Annotated in this window: 11 protein-coding genes; 5 read left to right on the top strand and 6 right to left on the bottom strand. The window is 52.4% G+C overall.

Annotation, left to right across the window (positions count from 1 at the left end; all coding sequences use genetic code 11):
* The first annotated feature begins 402 nt into the window (after window positions 1–402).
* Together SH527x_RS20475 and SH527x_RS20470 are read left to right on the top strand one after the other, a co-directional pair.
* Window positions 403–1599 (top strand): Gfo/Idh/MocA family protein, encoded by a 1197-nt coding sequence (locus SH527x_RS20475; RefSeq protein WP_437192546.1) that lies wholly within the window; start codon window positions 403–405, stop codon window positions 1597–1599.
* Between the two features lie 182 nt (window positions 1600–1781).
* Window positions 1782–2495 (top strand): DUF3467 domain-containing protein, encoded by a 714-nt coding sequence (locus tag SH527x_RS20470; protein ID WP_437192545.1) that lies wholly within the window; start codon window positions 1782–1784, stop codon window positions 2493–2495.
* 251 nt (window positions 2496–2746) lie between these two features.
* Here the strand turns inward: SH527x_RS20470 and SH527x_RS20465 are convergent, their stop codons facing one another.
* From SH527x_RS20465 to SH527x_RS20450, 4 genes are all read right to left on the bottom strand, one after another.
* Entirely contained in the window at window positions 2747–3154 is a 408-nt protein-coding gene (locus SH527x_RS20465; RefSeq protein WP_437192544.1) for a carboxypeptidase-like regulatory domain-containing protein, read from the bottom strand.
* A 61-nt stretch (window positions 3155–3215) separates the two neighbouring features.
* Complete coding sequence (locus SH527x_RS20460; RefSeq protein ID WP_437192543.1) at window positions 3216–4277, bottom strand: DUF1559 domain-containing protein; 1062 nt, start codon at window positions 4275–4277, stop codon at window positions 3216–3218.
* A gap of 333 nt (window positions 4278–4610) precedes the next feature.
* A complete protein-coding gene (locus SH527x_RS20455; RefSeq protein WP_437192542.1) occupies window positions 4611–7778 on the bottom strand; it encodes an efflux RND transporter permease subunit in 3168 nt (1055 codons plus the stop codon).
* A 110-nt stretch (window positions 7779–7888) separates the two neighbouring features.
* Window positions 7889–9166: an efflux RND transporter periplasmic adaptor subunit gene (locus tag SH527x_RS20450; protein WP_437192541.1), complete on the bottom strand. Its 1278-nt coding sequence runs from the start codon at window positions 9164–9166 to the stop codon at window positions 7889–7891.
* A 278-nt stretch (window positions 9167–9444) separates the two neighbouring features.
* Between SH527x_RS20450 and recO the strand changes: the two genes are divergently transcribed.
* The 3 genes from recO to lptE all read left to right on the top strand — a co-directional run bounded on the left by recO (window position 9445) and on the right by lptE (window position 12543).
* Window positions 9445–10194, top strand: a complete 750-nt coding sequence (gene recO, locus SH527x_RS20445) for a DNA repair protein RecO (RefSeq protein WP_437192540.1) — start codon at window positions 9445–9447, stop codon at window positions 10192–10194.
* 86 nt (window positions 10195–10280) lie between these two features.
* Window positions 10281–11873 (top strand): tetratricopeptide repeat protein, encoded by a 1593-nt coding sequence (locus SH527x_RS20440; RefSeq protein WP_437192539.1) that lies wholly within the window; start codon window positions 10281–10283, stop codon window positions 11871–11873.
* Window positions 11874–11976: 103 nt separating this feature from the next.
* The gene (gene lptE / locus SH527x_RS20435) at window positions 11977–12543 is read left to right on the top strand and encodes an LPS assembly lipoprotein LptE (protein ID WP_437192538.1); all 567 of its coding nucleotides are present in this window, start codon (window positions 11977–11979) and stop codon (window positions 12541–12543) included.
* A gap of 79 nt (window positions 12544–12622) precedes the next feature.
* Here the strand turns inward: lptE and SH527x_RS20430 are convergent, their stop codons facing one another.
* Together SH527x_RS20430 and SH527x_RS20425 are read right to left on the bottom strand one after the other, a co-directional pair.
* Window positions 12623–16612 carry an FtsK/SpoIIIE domain-containing protein gene (locus tag SH527x_RS20430; RefSeq protein WP_437192537.1) on the bottom strand — a complete coding sequence of 1330 codons (3990 nt, stop codon included), beginning with the start codon at window positions 16610–16612 and terminating at the stop codon, window positions 12623–12625.
* 647 nt (window positions 16613–17259) lie between these two features.
* Entirely contained in the window at window positions 17260–17649 is a 390-nt protein-coding gene (locus SH527x_RS20425; RefSeq protein WP_437192536.1) for a TraR/DksA family transcriptional regulator, read from the bottom strand.
* Between the last annotated feature and the right edge of the window lie 45 nt (window positions 17650–17694).

The raw sequence follows: 17694 nt of genomic DNA, 5'->3' as shown, positions 1-17694 counted from the left end.
TCACCTGAGCAGAAAAGTGATGGTTGTCCAAATTCAATACGACGTTCTCACAACCCGACTGAAGGAAATCATGGGATTTTCCTGCGCACTCGGGTCATTGTGAAAAGCCACCATTCTATGTCGCGTAATTAACGTGTCAAATCGTACGTCCGTTTCCCGGTCGAATCCACAGGGCGAGTTGCGACACCCCCGAACGACAGGTATTCTCCTGCAGGTTCTCTGATGCATTGACGACCGTTTCTGCGTTCTGTCCCCCGTGATGAATTTCGCACTGAAATCGACCAGATTTCTTGGAAATCTGCGGTAATCAGGACAATTCGATGGAATGCACAACGGAATTCCGCACGCATAGATGCGGCGTCATCACTCGAAGATAAGGCTCGTAAAACGAGGATTGCGAAAATGGAACATCTGAACGGCGGCCTGAACCGAAAACTGAAAATGGCTCTCGTCGGTGGGGGCCAAGGCTCTTTCATTGGCCGAGTCCATAGCACTGCTGCGATTCTCGACAACCGGGCAGAACTCGTCGCCGGAGCGTTGTCCTCCAATGCAGAACGATCCAAAGCTTCGGCACCCAGCTACGCAATTTCTCCAGACCGCGCCTACGGGTCCTATCAGGAGATGCTTGAGCAAGAACTGAAACGACCGGAAGGCGATCGAATCGATTTCGTCACCGTCGCGACTCCAAACCACATGCACTTTCCAGTCGCAAAAGCCGCTGCCGAAGCTGGTTTCAATGTCGTTTGCGACAAGCCACTGACGTTCACGTTGGAAGAAGCCGAAGAACTTGCGAAGATCGTTGAGAAGAACAAAATTGTCTTCGCCGTCACACACAACTACACAGGTTACCCGCTGGTTCGTCAGATTCGGGAAATGATTCAGGCCGGAGAGTTTGGCGAAGTTCAGGCGATCCGCAGCAACTACATCCAAGGCTGGTTGCGTACGAAGCTCGAAGAATCTGATCAGAAGCAAGCCGCTTGGCGAACTGATCCCAGCAAATCCGGAATCGCTGGGGCCTTCGGTGACATCGCCACCCACGCCTATAATCTCGTCCGTTATACGACCGGTCTGATTCCAGCTGAGATTTCCTGCACTCTGAAATCGTTTGAACCGGGCCGCAAACTGGACGACTACGGCATCGCCCTCATCCGATTTGCAAACGGCGGACTCGCCAACATCACTGCCAGCCAGATTACACATGGGCGAGAAAACGATCTCACCATTGAAATCGACGGGACAAAAGCAGCTGTCTCGTGGCGTCAGGAAGAACCGAACGCGATGTATGTGCGTCGCAACGGAGAACCTTGGCAGGTTTACACCCGCAATCCAGGTTCACCGTACTCGACCCCACTCGCCACCGCTTCTGGTCGTATTCCCGGCGGACACCCTGAAGCGTTCTTCGAAGCCTTCGCGAACATCTATCGATTTGCTTATGACGACATGATCAAACGCGCCCTCGGACAAACATTCGAGATGCGGAACACGATCTACCCGAATGTTTACGATGGGATCGACGGGATGAACTTTATCCAGCAGTCTGTCGCGAGCAGCCAGCAGAATTCGGCATGGATTCCGCTCCAGCACGACGCCTGCCGCTAAAGCGTCTGGACCCCGGCGGGACTCGGTGTGATTGCGGATATCCCACATCACGCTGGCACCGCCACCTTTTTCAATTCGCTTGATGATTTCCCGGCGAGCAATGTTTCACTTCAGGAAACATTGCTCGCTGTCGCTTCATAAGAGCTGCAAAGTCTGTTTGAGAATTCCATCAGGAGATGACAATGGCCGATGAGCCAGCTGATCCCTCTTCATACGACGATGACGATCAACCACATGAAGAGTCGCAGGATTCGTCAGAGAACGAACAGACCTATCATGGGCAAATCCAGCACCATCAACTCAGCGCCCGCTTGCCGGAAGATGTCGCCCCCGGTGCGCTCAGTAATGGAGTGATGATTTTAACCGGTGCATTCGAAGTCATTCTGGACTTTGTAATGAGACTTGGTGAACAGCAACGTGCGGCAGCTCGCGTGATCCTCCCCCATGTTGTCGCGCGGCAGTTCGCCTCGGCACTCCAGGACAACATCGTCAGCTATGAAGAGTATTACGGTCCTCTGCCGAAGATCCCGCACCCACGTCAGGTCCCGATGCCAGATGACATCCCGACCGAACCGGCAATTCAACCGCAGCAAAAGTCAACTTCTGGAAGCGAAGGTGTTCACGAACAACGCTCTTCACAGGAACCACCAGAACCCCACATCGATGACATTTACAATGAACTGAAAATGCCGGAAGCCATGATGGGAGGCCGCTATGCAAATGCAGTCCTGATTCGGCACTCGGCAACCGACTTCTGTTTCGACTTCATCACAAATGTCTATCCTCGCTCGATCGTCTCGGCCAGAGTCTTTATGTCGGCGCCACATGTGGCGCCATTCCTGAAATCATTGACCATTTCGCTGATGCCACCGCCCAAAAATCCGCCGATCGCCTAACAGGCCCATCATCCCGCCAATGTGACAAAATGGCATCCTCTATAGAAAAATCCAGTGCCCGCTGCATTGAGCAGGCACTGGATTTTTCTTTCAACTTTCACAACGATGTTTCATAAAAGGGAGGGCGAAGCTCCTGCCGCGCCATGAACCAGAGCAGACGTGATCACGCAGGCAGCTCAGCAGAAGTTCCGCCCTCCCTGATTCATACAAAAGAGGGTTTTGAAGCCGCCTCACGTAATGAAGCCTGTTGACTACGGAACGAGATCAAAATCTTCCTGGTTCTGTCCCGCTTTTAAAGTGACCTCGATCCCACTGGTCTCAGGAGCACGATACTTCTTCGGAACAGCGTCCTCGTCAAACTTCAGTTTTGGATTCTCATCAAGCTGTTGTGGCGTAGGAGGTTCAGGAACCACGAAAACCTGATAGGTCCCCGCAGGAATCTGACCGGGGATCTCGTACGCCCCCTCAGCAGTGAGCGGTGCTGAGACGCCAACCCCTTCCACCGCTGAGTAGAGCGTGACAGTTGCCAACGAAACGGGAGCACCATTGAAAGTCACCTTGCCTCGCAGGCTGGCCATCGGCTTTCCTGAACGACCGCTACAGGATCCCATCATCAGAATCAGTACAGAACAAGCCAGCAACAAGAATCGTTTGGACATGGTAAACTTGCATGAAAAGTAAGGAGCAGATCAACCACAATAACGTGACAGGCAACCCTGATTAGAATTCCCCGAGGGGAAGTCCGTCATCCTTCACGCACAGTCGCTGAAGCAAGTTGAAATCCAGACTCTCAGACACGAATCGAACGGAACCATCTCCCATCAGGCTGTGAATACCTCCGGTGTGAAACGAGTTGATAATTGTGTTTGCAGCGTATGGCGTGTTTGACCTGGGAGTGGTATTACTTCCTGAAGTTGCAGTCTTTGAATTGATCCGAAAAGCGTTGGCAGTAACGCCAGAAGCATGAGCGGTTGTTGCGCTGGTCGTGATGTCTCCGGAGGACAGAGACAATCCGCGCCATCCGCCATGATAGTTATTCCGAAAGTCGCTATTTCCAACTGATCCTGACTGTTCAGCAACCACCATGATATTGGAGGTCCCGTCTGTCAGGTCCCTCATCCGGAAATGCTTACCGGGGACCAAAGTCCCGTTGGTGCAGAAAACTCCGTAGGCCTGACTTTGGGAGCAAAGGTTTGCCCGTGGAGTCGTTGCAGGATCGGCGAATGCGCCACTGATTCCAACGTAGTCATGCAATTGCAATTCGTCGTAGTTGCACATTGCCCCTGATGGTTCATTCGAAGGTAAAGTGCTGGACGGGCAATCATAGACCGCCAATTTCAGCCCCACCAGAATCAGATTTTCGTTATACGCTTTCTGACCATATGTCGACGTGGCATTGCAACCAGACTGCCACCCATTCGTCGAAATCACCAATTTTTGAAACAGAGCGGTTTGATCCAGCCCAGGCAGCAACTGGTATCTCCAGTTAGGTTGATTGCGGTGCGGAGCACCAGTGGGAAACGTGTTGTGAGTATCGTGATAGTTATGGAGTGCCAATCCGATCTGCTTCATATTGTTTTTGCATTGTGACCGGCGAGCCGCCTCACGAGCCTGCTGAACCGCAGGAAGTAACAATGCAATCAGAATGGCGATAATCGCAATAACCACCAGCAATTCGATCAGCGTAAACCCCAATCGATCGCCATTATCAAGACGGTTTACAGTGACAGAACGTCGGCGACGACACAGCGCAGGCAACGAAAAATGACGAAGTGGCCCCACAGTCAATCTCCCTGAAGACAAAAACTATCGAAATATTAATCCAATCAATTGAACGTGGTATCAACCAATAACAAACCAACAGATCAACTTCAACCGATCCGTTGGTTACTTGACTTTCATTTTCGAAAACCGGAAGCCCCCCTCAGAATGGATTTCCACTCACTGGACTCCCCTCTTTTCGCCGGGGCCCTCATGTCTAACTTCCCGATCGTAATTGGTGAAAATTTTCAATGTCGCAAAAAAAGTCGCCGACAGGACAAAATGTCTTGTCGGCGACTTTCATTACCCAAGGGGAAATGACCATCAGATCCCCTCATCAATCAGAGCTCAATATCAATGCCCAGCCGATTCACCTGCAGGGACTGCTGGACCATGATTTGAAACGATCGGCTTGTTGCCGCGAAATTTTTCATCCAACCACTGGAAAATCACGAAGAAGATCGGAATGAAGAAGATCGCGAGCAATGTCGAGGCCAACATTCCCCCGAACACTGCTGTCCCGAGTGCACGCTGACCAGCAGCCCCTGCTCCATTCGCAAGAACAAGTGGAACCACTCCGAGAATGAACGCGAATGACGTCATCAGAATTGGCCGGAAACGCATGCGAGACGCATTTACAGCGGCATCAATAATCGTCTGCCCTTTTGCTCGGAGCTCTCTGGCGAACTCGACAATCAGAATCGCGTTCTTACTTGCCAGCGCGATAATCAACACAATCCCGATCTGCGTATAGACGTTATTATCCATCCCGCGAAACGCAACAGCGGCAACCGCTCCCAAAATCCCCAGTGGCACCACCAGAATCACTGCCAATGGCAGAATCCAGCTTTCGTACTGAGCAGCAAGAACGAGATACACGAGAACAATCGCGAAGACAAAAATGAAGATCGCTTCACCACCGACGCGCTTCTCTTGAAAGGACATCCCTGACCATTCGAAGTCCATCGACGCTGGCAATCCGCTCCTCGCCAGTTGCTCCATAATCGTCAGCGCGTCACCTGAGCTATACCCTGGTGCCGATGTCCCGGTGATGGACGCAGCCGGATACAGATTGAAGCGATTGATCACCTGAGGGCCGAACGATGGCTGAATATTGACCAGCGATCCCAGCGGAATCATCTGCCCTTCACGGTTCCGCACTTCAAGTTTGCGAATATCTTCCGGAGTGGCGCGATATTCCTGATCCGCCTGAACACGTACCTGATAGGTCCGCCCGAACTTATTGAAGTCGTTGACATAAGCCGAACCGAGGTACGCCTGCAAGGTTCCGAAAACTGTTCCCAACGGGACATTCAGGACCTTTACTTTTTCACGATCCACATCGGCAAACAACTGCGGAACTCCAGCGCGGAATGTCGTCGCAACACCAGACAGGCCGGACTGTGCGTTCGCATCTCCGACGATGAACATGACAGCCTGTTGCAACTGTTCCAGCCCAGCACCGCCACGGTCCTCAATCTGCATTTCGAATCCCCCGCGGACCCCGAGTCCACGAATCGCCGGAGGAGGAAAGGCAAACGCAAATGAATCCTGAATCTGGCTCAGTCCGATCGTGATATCTCTCAGAATCAACCCCATCGGGATATGGTTCTTCTCACGCTCCTCGAACGGCTCAAAGGTCACAAACACCGTGCCTGCATTCGACGCGCTACTATTATCCAGCAGCGACATTCCACCGATGGTGATCCAGTCACTGATGCCTTTGACCTTACTCAACATGTCGTCAATTTTTGACATCACTTCTCTGGTACGTTCCTGAGAAGCGGCGTCAGGCAACTGCACCGCAATCATGCAGTATCCCTGGTCTTCCGTTGGAAGGAAGCCTGTCGGCAACTGCGAATACCACCAGCCGGTCAGGACCAGCAAGCCGGCAAACGCGGCACATCCAATCAGAATATTTCTCACCAGCCATCTCACGATTGCGACATACACCCTCTCAGTGAATCCGTAAACGGCTTCAAACCAGCGGAAGAAAAAGATCTTCTTCTTGTTCTTGTCGATTGGTCGTAACCAGAGAGCACATTGAGCCGGTTTCAAACTCACAGCGTTAATTGCACTGATCAATGCGGTCGCAGCGATCGTCAATGCGAACTGCCGATATAACTGACCGGTGATTCCTCCCATCATGGCTGCTGGAATGAACACAGCCAGAAGCACAAGCGTAATCCCGATGATCGGCCCGAGCACTTCGCTCATCGCGCGAATCGTGGCTTCCTTGGGCGGCTCCCCCTTCTCAATATGGTGAACCGCGTTTTCAACCACCACGATGGCATCGTCGACCACAATTCCGATCGCGAGCACAAGACCGAACAGCGTCAACATATTCACCGTGAAGCCGAGTGCGGCCATTGCCGCGAACGCTCCAATGATCGTCACAGGAACAGTTGTGGCAGGAATCAAAACTGCTCGCCAGTCCTGCAGGAAGAGCATGATCACGATCAAGACCAGAACACCGGCTTCGATCAGAGTCTTATAGACCTCGTTAATCGACGCCTGTACGAAGATGGTCGTATTCAGTGGAATGCTGTAACTCAATCCAACCGGGAACTGTCGCTTCAATCGCTCCATCGTGGTAATGACGTCTTCGGCGACCTGCAGCGCGTTGGCCCCCGGCAACTGGAAGATCCCGAGGTTCGCGTTTTCACGGCCTTCCTTCTCAGTGAACTGGTCATACGACTGGCTTCCCAGTTCAACTCGAGCGACATCTTTCAAATAGACAAGTTCAACACCTATTCCGGACTTCACAACAATGTTTTCGAACTGGGACGGCTCGCTCAATCGTCCGAGAACGGTCACGGTATACTGGAAGTCAGTGCCTGCGGAATTTGGTGGCTGTCCAATCTGCCCTGCGGCGACCTGAACGTTCTGCTCCTGCAATGCTGAGACAACGTCAGACGTTGTCATTGCTCGCGCCTTGAGCTTCTGTGGGTCAAGCCAGATTCGCATGCTGTAGTTCGCAGTACCGAACACCGTGACTTCGCCCACCCCTTTGACACGGCTCAACTCGTCGCGAATACGCAGGTTCGCATAGTTCGAGAGGAACAACGTATTCAGGTTGGGATCATCGCTGACCAGCGAGATCACCATGATAATATTGGAAGACTGTTTCTTGACCGTCACTCCCTGGCGTCGGACCTCTTCTGGCAACTGCGGTTCCGCAATCGCAGTTCGGTTCTGCACCAGCACTTGAGCATCATCGAGATCTGTCCCGATCTCAAAAGTCACAGTCAAAGCATATGACCCGTCCCCGGAGCTGGTGGACTGCATATACAGCATGTTTTCAACACCGTTGACCTGCTGCTCAATCGGCGCGGCAACAGTATCGGCCACGGTACTCGCATTCGCACCAGGAAAGACGGTACTGACGCGAATTGTGGGAGGCGTGATTTCCGGGTATTGCTCGATTGGCAAATCCCACAACGCGACCGCACCAATCAAGACGGTGATGATCGCAATCACGTTGGCAAAGATGGGATGTTCAATGAAAAATCTCGAGAGCATGAATCAATTCCCGAAGAAGCACTGTGTGGGAAACATCGAACAGGAGCAGAGCATTTCCAGCAGACCATCAACAGCAATTTCCCCTGCCAGTGACCAGCAGAGGAAACAACTCACATGGCTGCAGGCTCTTCCTTCGAAGCAGGTTTCGAGCTCTCGGCTGTCTCGTTCTTCGCATCTGCTGGAGTTTTCTCAGCGGCTTTAGCCTTTGCTGGATGATCGGCTCCAGCAGGCTTCCCGCCAACCGCAGCACCGTTAATACGGGCCTCCATTGGGACCTCGGTCGGATCCACCACACTTTCCGGACGAGCGCGTTGCAAACCGTTAATGACCACTCTGTCGGTTTTGGCGATCCCCGATTCAATGACACGCAGCCCCTGATGGAGCGGTCCCACTTTGACAATCTTCAGCTCAACCTTGTTCTCAGCGTTCACAACCAGCAGAAATTTTCCGCGCTGGTCGGTCGAAACAGCCCGTTCATCAACAAGCAATCGCTCTTTGGGCGGCCCGACGGGAGCACGCAAGCGGCAGAACAACCCCGGCACCAGCGTGACGTCAGAATTCTGAAAGACAGCGCGGCGGTCAGTTGTTCCCGTTTGAGGATTGATCCCGAATTCACGGAAATCAAGCTTCCCCTGAAACAGAAAATTGTCGCTGCTTCCAATTGCCAGTTCGAACAATGGAGGATCGGTCTCATCAATCACCGGGATTGAGCCAGTCTTTGTCCCTTCCATAAAGGTCAGTAACTCTTGTTCACTGAGCGTGAAATACACATAGATCGGATCGACCGCTTCCAGTGAAGCGAGCAATGTCTCTCCAATTGCGACCAGATTTCCGAGGTCAACCATATGTCGACCAATCCGACCATCGAACGGAGCCTTGATTTCGGTGTAGTCGAGGTTCAGCTGGGCCTGACGCATCGCAGCTTCGGCAGCAGCCACATCAGCGACAGCCGCCTCACGGTGTGACTGTTGAATATCCAGATTACTTTCCGTTGCTGCATTTTCTTTGGCGAGCGCGCTGGTTCGCTGCAATTGCTTCTCAGCAAGGTTGAGCTGGGCCTTCGCTTTTGCCAGAGAGGCAACGGCAGAATCGAGAGCCGCCTGATAAGGGGCCTGATCAATGACAAAGAGGACCTGATCCTTTTTGACCATGTCCCCGTCTTTGAATCGGATCTCGTCGAGATAACCAGAGACTCGCGCCCGCAACTGCACTGAAGCAACTGCCCGGGTTTGCCCTGTCGTATAGAAGTAGTCTTGAACCGGCTTTTCGACCGGCACGGCGACGGTCACCTTTGGTGGCGGCGTCTGTACAAGTTGGTTACGGGGCTGGCAGCCGCCCGCGATCAATACCAATCCTAACCCTGCGACCAATAGCAGCGGATTCCGCACCGACGTCTCCCAAACTGAATTAAAACGCGCGTTTAAACAAAACTATAGCTTTGAGAACAAAAATATTCACACACAATTTCGTTAACTTTTCCGATCTCATCAACCAACACTGACCAGCCCCAACGTCTGGTTTGCCGTTAGTCATGACCTGAAAGCACGATACACGATCGCTCCGCGACGTTCGAAACTTCATCTGGCGGATATTGGGCATTCCCTGCACAATGACATTTTGATCTCTTCCCGATTCCGGGGTCTGGCTCCAGTGAACTGCCTGTTGCATGTCGACCGAGAAAACAGAAGCCATTGTCATTCGTCAGGCGGATTTCAGCGAATCCAGCCGTGTCGTCACTTTGTTTACGAAAGATTTTGGCAAAGTTTCCGCACTTGCGAAGGGGGCGAAACGCCTGAAAAGTGCGTTTGAGTCCGGATTAGACATCCTTTCTCACTGCCGTATCGTCTTCATTCAAAAATCACACGGAACTCTGGACTTACTGACGGAATCGCAGCTCCTGAAGCGTTTCCAGCCACTCGCCGGTAGTTTGTCGCATCTCTATGCCGGGTACTACATTGCAGAGCTTCTAAACTCTTTGACGGAAGAAGGGGACCCTCATCCGGATCTCTTTGATGCGGCGATTATCTCGCTGGACGCCCTGTCCACCGCAGACTCCCCATTCACCTCGGTCACCTGGTTCGAACTGATGACGCTGCAGGAGATTGGGCAATTGCCTGACTTCTTCTCCTGCACAATCTGCCGCGAGAATCTCGTAATTGAAGATTCCGCCAGATTTTGGGTCTCACAAAGCGGATTGATCTGTTCACGATGTGGACGTTCCGAGTATCAAGCGTCGGAATTCGAACCTGGCAGCCTGGCTCTGCTCCATCAATTGCTGGAATCCCCCCCTCAGCAATTGAATCAACTGAATGTTTCCGCATCACAGAAAAAGGAGATTCGTCGACTGGCAACTGCAGCAATTTCGCACGTGCTTGGTCGACGTCCTAAAACACTTTCGTTGGTCACGATGACCTGAAAGCGGATGTGTTTTCACAAAGTCCCTGCCCATTTGGGAATTTGGCAGGTGCTTTACACAACGAACTATTGTTCGAGAACGGGTTCATGTCAGACCACTTCCAAAACCTGTTACAGCAGCTCAACAAGAGCAAATGGCCTGCCCTGATCGTCAGCGGCATGGTTATCGGCTCAGGGTGCGGCAGTTTGAAGTTGTCACGACAGGAGCAAGTTCGGGCGGAAATGGACAAGAACCCGAGCTATTCCATCGCAGGGGTTCAAGGACCAACCGAACGTTCTTTAAATCAGTCGAACTGGGATCGAAAGCGGGAAGACCTCAAACGAGGTGGTGACCCGGAAACAATCGCTGCACTTGAAGAATTTGACGCCGCCAAAGAACTCTACGACGCAGGCAAATACAAAGAGGCCGAAAAAGGATTCCAGCGTCTCGCCAAAGAGCGACGGCAGCGATACGAATCTTTTGGAGCTCGATTCCGCCGTAACCTGGGGATGGAAGACAAACGTCCTCACGATATGTACGGCAACTACGGCGACGCGATTGAAGAGGATGCGATCTTCATGCTCGCAGAATCCCAATATGCTCAGCGTCATTACGCCGATGCACAGGAAACCTACGAAGACCTGCTCGTTCGCTATCCATCGACACGCTACCTCGATCCGACAACGCGGCAGATGTTCCGCATCGCCCGTTACTGGCTGGGGTTCCCTGAAGAAAGCACTCAAACCGGCGAGAACGGTGAAGTCAAAGTCGCCAGCGCCGAGTCTGCAGAACGGAATGGCGGCCCTTCAACGCTGTCGCGTGTCCCTGTCTTTCCGAACCTGACGGATAAATCCCGGCCGACGTTCGATACTGCTGGACGTGGCAAGCAGGCTCTCCGTTCCATCTGGTTACACGATTCGACTGGCCCATTGGCTCCCGACGCGTTGATGCTCGCCGCGAATCACGCACTGCGAACAGATGACTACGTCGAAGCTCGACGTCTATACACCTTGCTCCGAGAACAGTATCCCGACAGCATCCACCTGAAGGATGCGTATATGCTGGGATCACACGTCGCACTCGCATCCTATCAAGGGGCTGCTTACGACGACGAAGCTCTGACCAGTGCCCGAGAGTTGAAACAAGAGTTGCTGGCGATCTTCCCATCCCTGACCGAAGATGAGCGTGGGGAACTTGAACAGGAAATCGGCATCCTGAAAGATGCAGAAGTCGCCCGAATCTGGGATCTCGTTGACTTCTACCGAGTGAAACGCAACAACCCCGGCGTCAAACTTCACTGCTACCAGATCATCAACAAGTATCCAGATTCTCCGTACGCTCCGAAAGCGAGAGAGCTGCTTTTAGAGATTCAGGAAGAAGAGAAGCGTTGGGCGAATTCACCGCTCAACTTCAAGAAGAAGAAAGTGGCCGCAACTCCGGCCGCACCAGAATCACAGCAACCTCAGCAGCAACCACCGGCTCAATCTCAGCAGACACCTGTCGAGCCACGGCAACCGGCCGGAATTGAACCACTCCCTGCTCCGGCAGCGGAACCGAACTGGTTGCAGCGGATGAATCCACTTCGCAGCGTAAAAGAGCCACCAAAACTGGAAAAAGTCCCAGAGAATCCGCCTCCAACGCGAAAAGACGACTTGGCAGAAAAGCCCGGGAAGAGCAAAATCCTGCAAAGCGGTTTCTAACGCAGATTGACCGATCAGGAATCTGCATTGCACGTCGACTAGTGCCGCTTTCAATCAGGCAACCCTGCTCGACCTGCCCTTCCAATCAGATGATCTGTTCAAGATGACACTGGCGATTCCCATATACAGCCGCCTGCTCTGCATGACGCTGGTCATGAGCTGGGGAATTGCGCTGACAGGTTGTGGATATATCGTTGGCAGTCCTTACGGGCCAGAAGTCCGTAGTGTGCACGTCCCGACATTCACCAACGAGGCTTACAAAGCAGATTACAACGGCGGCGGCTACCGTCGTGGGTTTGAACTGCAACTGACAGAAGCAGTCCAGAAGCAGATTCAGCTGCGAACCCCCTTCCGACTTGCCAGTGACGATCAGGCAGACACACGGCTCATCGGTCGAGTTGTCAGCGTCAACAAGTCCCCCGCCAACCAGAACAAGTACGACGACCCGCGCGAGCTGGAACTGTCACTCGGTGTTGAGATTGTCTGGGAAGACACTCGCAGCGGGCAGATCCTTGCCCAGCAGACCGTCCCGATCTCTTCACAGTTTTCTCAAGCTGTGATCAACGTGACATTCGCTCCAGAAGCCGGTCAATCGATGCAGACCGCGACTCAGGAAGCCGTCACACAAATGGCCCGGCAGATCGTTGGCCTGATGGAAGCTCCCTGGTAAGTCTGGCTGAGTCCGATCACTCGCCGCACAAACTTCAGGTCGAACACGAACGAGCACCAGACGGCATCAGGCTCCAGCACTACAGGATCGTGAACTCTTCGAGATCGGATTCCGATTCGCCACCTTCCTGGTTCTGCAACCGCCTTTTCACCTTTTGCAGCCATTCTAAAGCAGGAACTCCATAAGGGCGGAATTTCTCCGTCGTTCCAGTCTCTTCGCGATACAGCAAGGCGCGGTGCGTTCCCAGTCGAGAGGCGGCTGGTGAGTCGATCAAATTGCTGGAATCGGAGGCATTCATCTGGAACGCAACCCGCATCTCCAGTTCGCGGAGTGTCTGCCGTGAAAACCAGCGTTCCACGTTGTTGTTGGAATCGCACCAGACGATCGTATGAATTCCGACTGCAGGACCGCGACTCAACAAGTCAGCAAAGAGCTTCCCCGGCTCGGCAGGTTTCGGCTCGCTGCTTCCCATGCCAAAACTGCTCATGCCGAAATCGTCTTCCACTTTTCGCAGGTCACGGAATCGAGCGATATTGAAGACAAACAAAAAGAGCGGCGGGGTGTTTGGCTGCGGCGATTCTTCGCGCTTCTGTAATTCCGCAGTCAGTGCCTGCATCAACAACGGAGCTTCGTTTGGGCTCACACGACGAACATCGGATTCAAACTCATTTGCCACCTGATTCCAGATCTCTGCCTCTGGTGAACCGACATGGCTTCCGTCCATCACAAACAGGGAATTCTCCTCCTGATGTGGCGACAGCGAGGCAACGAGTGAGATCAACGAAGCGACCATCACGCCTTGAGCGGCATCAGCATCCTGCCCGACCAGCAATAGGTTATTTCCATTCTGTCGATGGAATTTCAACGCGGTTGCCGGAGCGATTTCGACGGCATCGCCCAACCAGATCGTTGGGGACGAGATTGCAGATTCTCTCGTCGCATACTGGTCAACAAGATCCGTCACGCGTCGGTTCAATCTCAAGTCAGAAGGAATATTTCCTTCAAACACAATCGCCGGCTCAACGGTTCTCTTCTGTTGTTGAATCAGTCCCTGCATCGTCTCCATCGCCTGCTCACGCTGTTCGTCGCTGATCCAGGCAATCTGAAATGGATGATTCCCCTCCATCATGCCGTTCGCATCGTTATAGATCGCTTCCCCTGGCCGAGTCAGTAAGCGCGCGGCCGAGTTGTCTTCACTCAAAATTAGATGGGCGTCGGATTCACTGCATTGCAACGCAACACGAATCGCAACCTGCCCTAATGTGCTTCTCGCGAGCGAGTACGCCCCCCCGAGTGTTTGCGAACCGAGAATGACATGAATCCCGAACGCACGTCCCTGCCGCACTAACCGGTCAAGCAGGAGCGTTGCATTTTGACCGATCTTGTCATCTTCAACGAAGAATTCCTGAAACTCGTCAATGACCAGAAAGATCCGAGGCATCACCTGCCCCGTCGTATTGCGGAATCCGGCGATATCCTGCACGCCATGCCGTCGAAATAGTTCTCCCCGTTCCTGAAGAATGTCACCAAGTCGCTGCAAAGCACTGACACCAAACTCACGATCGCTTTCCACTGCGATGACCTGAGCATGTGGAAGTTGCCGCGTCGCGTAATCCTTGAACTCAACCCCCTTCTTGAAGTCGATCAGGAAGAAGTTCACTTCATCAGGACTGTAATACAGCGACAGGTTGGTGATCAGAATATGAAGGAATGTCGACTTGCCTGACCCGGTTTTCCCGGCGACCAGCATATGCTGTGAAGTTCCTTTACCAATCCGCATCATCTGCAGCTTGGTGGCCCCTGCTCGTCCCAGTGGGATTACCACTTCAGAGCGACTGTCTCCTTGCCAGATTTCATCCGCGTGAGGAGTGATGCGAGCGAAGGAGACCTCAACTCGTCGGGCATCTTTCGACGCTTCCCCAACCATCTTCACAATCGCGGTGAAGTCTTCAGGCCGTGGAACCTCTTCTATAGAAATCGGCCATTGCCCAACTTCTGGAGTTGCTGCGTGGAAGGCGGATTCTTTCCAGACGAACTTCGTCATCCGACCATCAACATCTGACAGACTGAAGTTGTTCGGCAACTGCTTGCCCGGATCATAGTTCATCAACGTATAGACCCCGCATCGCGGGCCGCTGTTAATGACACTGACCAGACGTCTTGCTGCGATTTCACTGAACTTGGCAGGGAAATCACTGATCACCAGAAAGTGATAAGGCTCCGCAACTTCCCCTGCAGAGTTGTTGTATTCTTCAATCGTCTGAAATTCGTTTCGGAGATATTTCTGCAGAATATTCTCCATGTGTTCCGTCAAATCTTCGAGGCGCTTTTCAATCTGATTCGACTCTGTCCAGATCCGGTTCGTGACCAACATCTCATCATAATCGGTGAGATGCATGAACCCTCCGAAACTCTCTCCCAGTCCAACAGGATCAATGATCGTAAATCGAATTTTCCCTGGCGGAAGCAATGTGAGGAGCCGCAGCATCAACGTTTGTAAACCAGCAATGGCCTGTTCACGAGCAGCAGAAGTTGGTGAGGCGAACAGAACTGATGCCGCTTCGGGAAACGTGAGTTCTAATGGAAAGATGTGCTGCGTTTTCTTCAGCGCCAGTCGTGCATCCTCTGGATTTGCACCTTCTAAATGACTGAGATCCAGATTGAACTCTCCGAGGCGAATTGCTTCTGGAATCTGCACAGGTGGCTTCCATGATCGCGAAATCAGAGAGGACCACTCCGGAAATTGATCTCGACTGATTCTCGCTGCCGATTGAAGTGCCCCTTCGAATTGCAGCGTCGCCTGTGTCCACTCGGCTCGCAATCGGGAAGACTGTTCCAACTGAGTCCGTCGGCGAGTGGCGGAAAGCTGCTCCACTTCCGCCTGCAGACGTTCGACTTCCCCGGCCCAGTGCTGCTGAATCGATTGCAGAGCATCGGTGATCGCCTGCTGCATCTGGCCAAGCATCCCCTGACGCTCGGTTTGCAGGAGCTGCTGTTCATTGCGATAGCGAGTCTCTTCTTCAGCCCAGGATTTGTCGCGTTGCTGCTCGATCTGCTGGAAACCTTCCTGATGAGCGGCTTCATAGCGGCGCAGCGACTGTTTGCGATCTCGTTCGACCAGCTTCTGAAACGCTTCGAACTCTTTCTGACGTTGCGCCAACTGTTCTTTGGCAATTTTCATCCAATGATGATGAACCCAATCAACCTCCGTCATCTTCTCCTGCAATTGCCGCATCACATCTGACTGTCGCATCGATGACAGGGTAAAGAGAACCAGTGTGATTAATAATGCTCCGATTGCTCCCAGAATCAGCGAGACAACAATCCACATCGTTTCGGTTCTGGAACCGGTGACGCCAGCAATCTGCGGGTCGGCATAAAGAAAAACCGGTAAGGCCACGACACAGGTGAGCACCGCGTAAAGCGCAATGGGCCGAAATCCTCGAAAGAGTTGAGGCAGCAACAATTTATTGAGCAGCTTCAGTGCCTCACGAGTCCCTGTTGTCGCCTTCGCAAATCGGGCAGCCGCCTCATCTCGATCCACAGGGGGAGGCCCAAATTTTCCGATATTTTCTCTCTTAGCGCCACGTTCTTCCAGCGCTTTGCTGACAAGATCATTCAGGTTCGATTGCTCCTGAGTGACCTCTTCTCGCGATTTCAGCAGTACCGTCTTGAATCGTTCGTATTCTCGAACAGGACTGTCGATCGCAGTATCGTCCATCACTGAGGTGACCACCCAGGTGCTGTCACTTTTTTGCTTCTCCAGATCAGTGAAGGCCCGGTTTGCGACACTGCTGATCTCTTGTGATCGCCGACGATGTGCATCTTCAGAAGCCGCGATTCGATCTGCGTAATCTTGATCGACCGTCGTGTAATCGGCTTCGTACTTAGCTGTCATTTCAGCAATTTGAGAATCACGATAGCGAATGATTTCATTCAACTGCTTCTGTGACGCAAGTTCTTTTTGATCCTGTCCATGACTCAACGAATGCAGTGTCGCCTCTGCAGTTTGCCTGCGTTGAATCGCTTCGCGAAATGTGGCAATCAGATGATTTAGGCTCGTGGTCATTAGAGCGTTTTCTGAATTGATGTCGCGGTATCTGGTTTATAGAAACAAGGTTTCATCGAATGAAACACTGCCCTGTCGCATAGATGAACGGAGAGATCTCAAAATCCAATTCCGCTGAGTCTGGAAACGCTCATTCGTGCTCAGATTCAACCGGTTTCCATGAATTCCGTTCCAGCAATCTGCTCACGGTAACCATCTCCCCCCTGCAATCTCAATCAATCGCGAAATGAATCGCTGCCCGATCCGTTCCGGGCTCACAGAATTCCATTTGTGAACGCCGTTCTTCATCGAACAAAACTCTCACTTCCGGCCAGATAAGTTCCCGAAAGAATCACATCAAATCCAACAAAAAAGGACATGCGGGTTAAACCACATGTCCTGGAAGGATGGTGCGTTGCAGCAATGCAACAACGCGCCACTGATCTCGTTATCCAATCAAATTGAAAAATGTCCGCCAAACTTATTCAGCTTCAACAGGTTTCCTGCCATCGCAATTTCACAAATCAAATGAAGAGCGAAAGCATCCCCCATTAAAATGAATCAATCCTGACGACTCTTAACTCCCGAAGTCCGTGATCTCGACGACGTCGCAAACAGCATGTTCAGAAAACATAAGTGCGACGCGAGCAGAGAAAGGGACGACCGGATTAATAACTAAACTGACGTTCGAGGCTTTCTGCACAACTGACACAGTTACGTGCATAAGGGATATGCTTCAGGCGTGTTTTGGGAATCCAGCACTTTGAAGGTGGACGACCTAACTCGACACATCCTTCACATAATCCGAATTCACCACTATCGATTCGCCTCAGGGCATCGCGAATCTCTTTCAGGACTTCCTGATCGCTCTCCATGATCCGGAGCGAGAAATCCTGTTCGTACGTTTCCGTACCAAGTTCAGCCATGTGCGTTGGGCTTTTGGAGTCCGAAGAGGACCCCAAGGCGCTTACAGAAAGTGTCTGAACATCTCCCTGTAACCGAGTCTGCAGCGAGAGAAGCAATTCGCGGAACTGCTCCAGATCTTTCGTTTTCAGCATGCGATCGTTCCGACTTGAGGACAAGTGGGCCAAACTCAGGGAAAT

This window comes from Planctomicrobium limosum (assembly GCF_051465645.1).
In the GTDB taxonomy this organism is placed as follows: domain Bacteria; phylum Planctomycetota; class Planctomycetia; order Planctomycetales; family Planctomycetaceae; genus Planctomicrobium.
Note: the sequence above shows the minus strand (reverse complement) of the source record. Positions and strands in the feature narration are given on the sequence as shown.

Coding starts and splice junctions, on each gene's coding strand:
- SH527x_RS20465 (WP_437192544.1), bottom strand. CDS start 3,154: ATGTCCAAACGATTCTTGTTGCTGGCTTGTTCTGTACTGATTCTGATG.
- recO (WP_437192540.1), top strand. CDS start 9,445: ATGTCGACCGAGAAAACAGAAGCCATTGTCATTCGTCAGGCGGATTTC.
- SH527x_RS20440 (WP_437192539.1), top strand. CDS start 10,281: ATGTCAGACCACTTCCAAAACCTGTTACAGCAGCTCAACAAGAGCAAA.
- SH527x_RS20425 (WP_437192536.1), bottom strand. CDS start 17,649: ATGCTGAAAACGAAAGATCTGGAGCAGTTCCGCGAATTGCTTCTCTCG.
- SH527x_RS20475 (WP_437192546.1), top strand. CDS start 403: ATGGAACATCTGAACGGCGGCCTGAACCGAAAACTGAAAATGGCTCTC.
- SH527x_RS20470 (WP_437192545.1), top strand. CDS start 1,782: ATGGCCGATGAGCCAGCTGATCCCTCTTCATACGACGATGACGATCAA.
- SH527x_RS20455 (WP_437192542.1), bottom strand. CDS start 7,778: ATGCTCTCGAGATTTTTCATTGAACATCCCATCTTTGCCAACGTGATT.
- SH527x_RS20430 (WP_437192537.1), bottom strand. CDS start 16,612: ATGACCACGAGCCTAAATCATCTGATTGCCACATTTCGCGAAGCGATT.
- lptE (WP_437192538.1), top strand. CDS start 11,977: ATGACACTGGCGATTCCCATATACAGCCGCCTGCTCTGCATGACGCTG.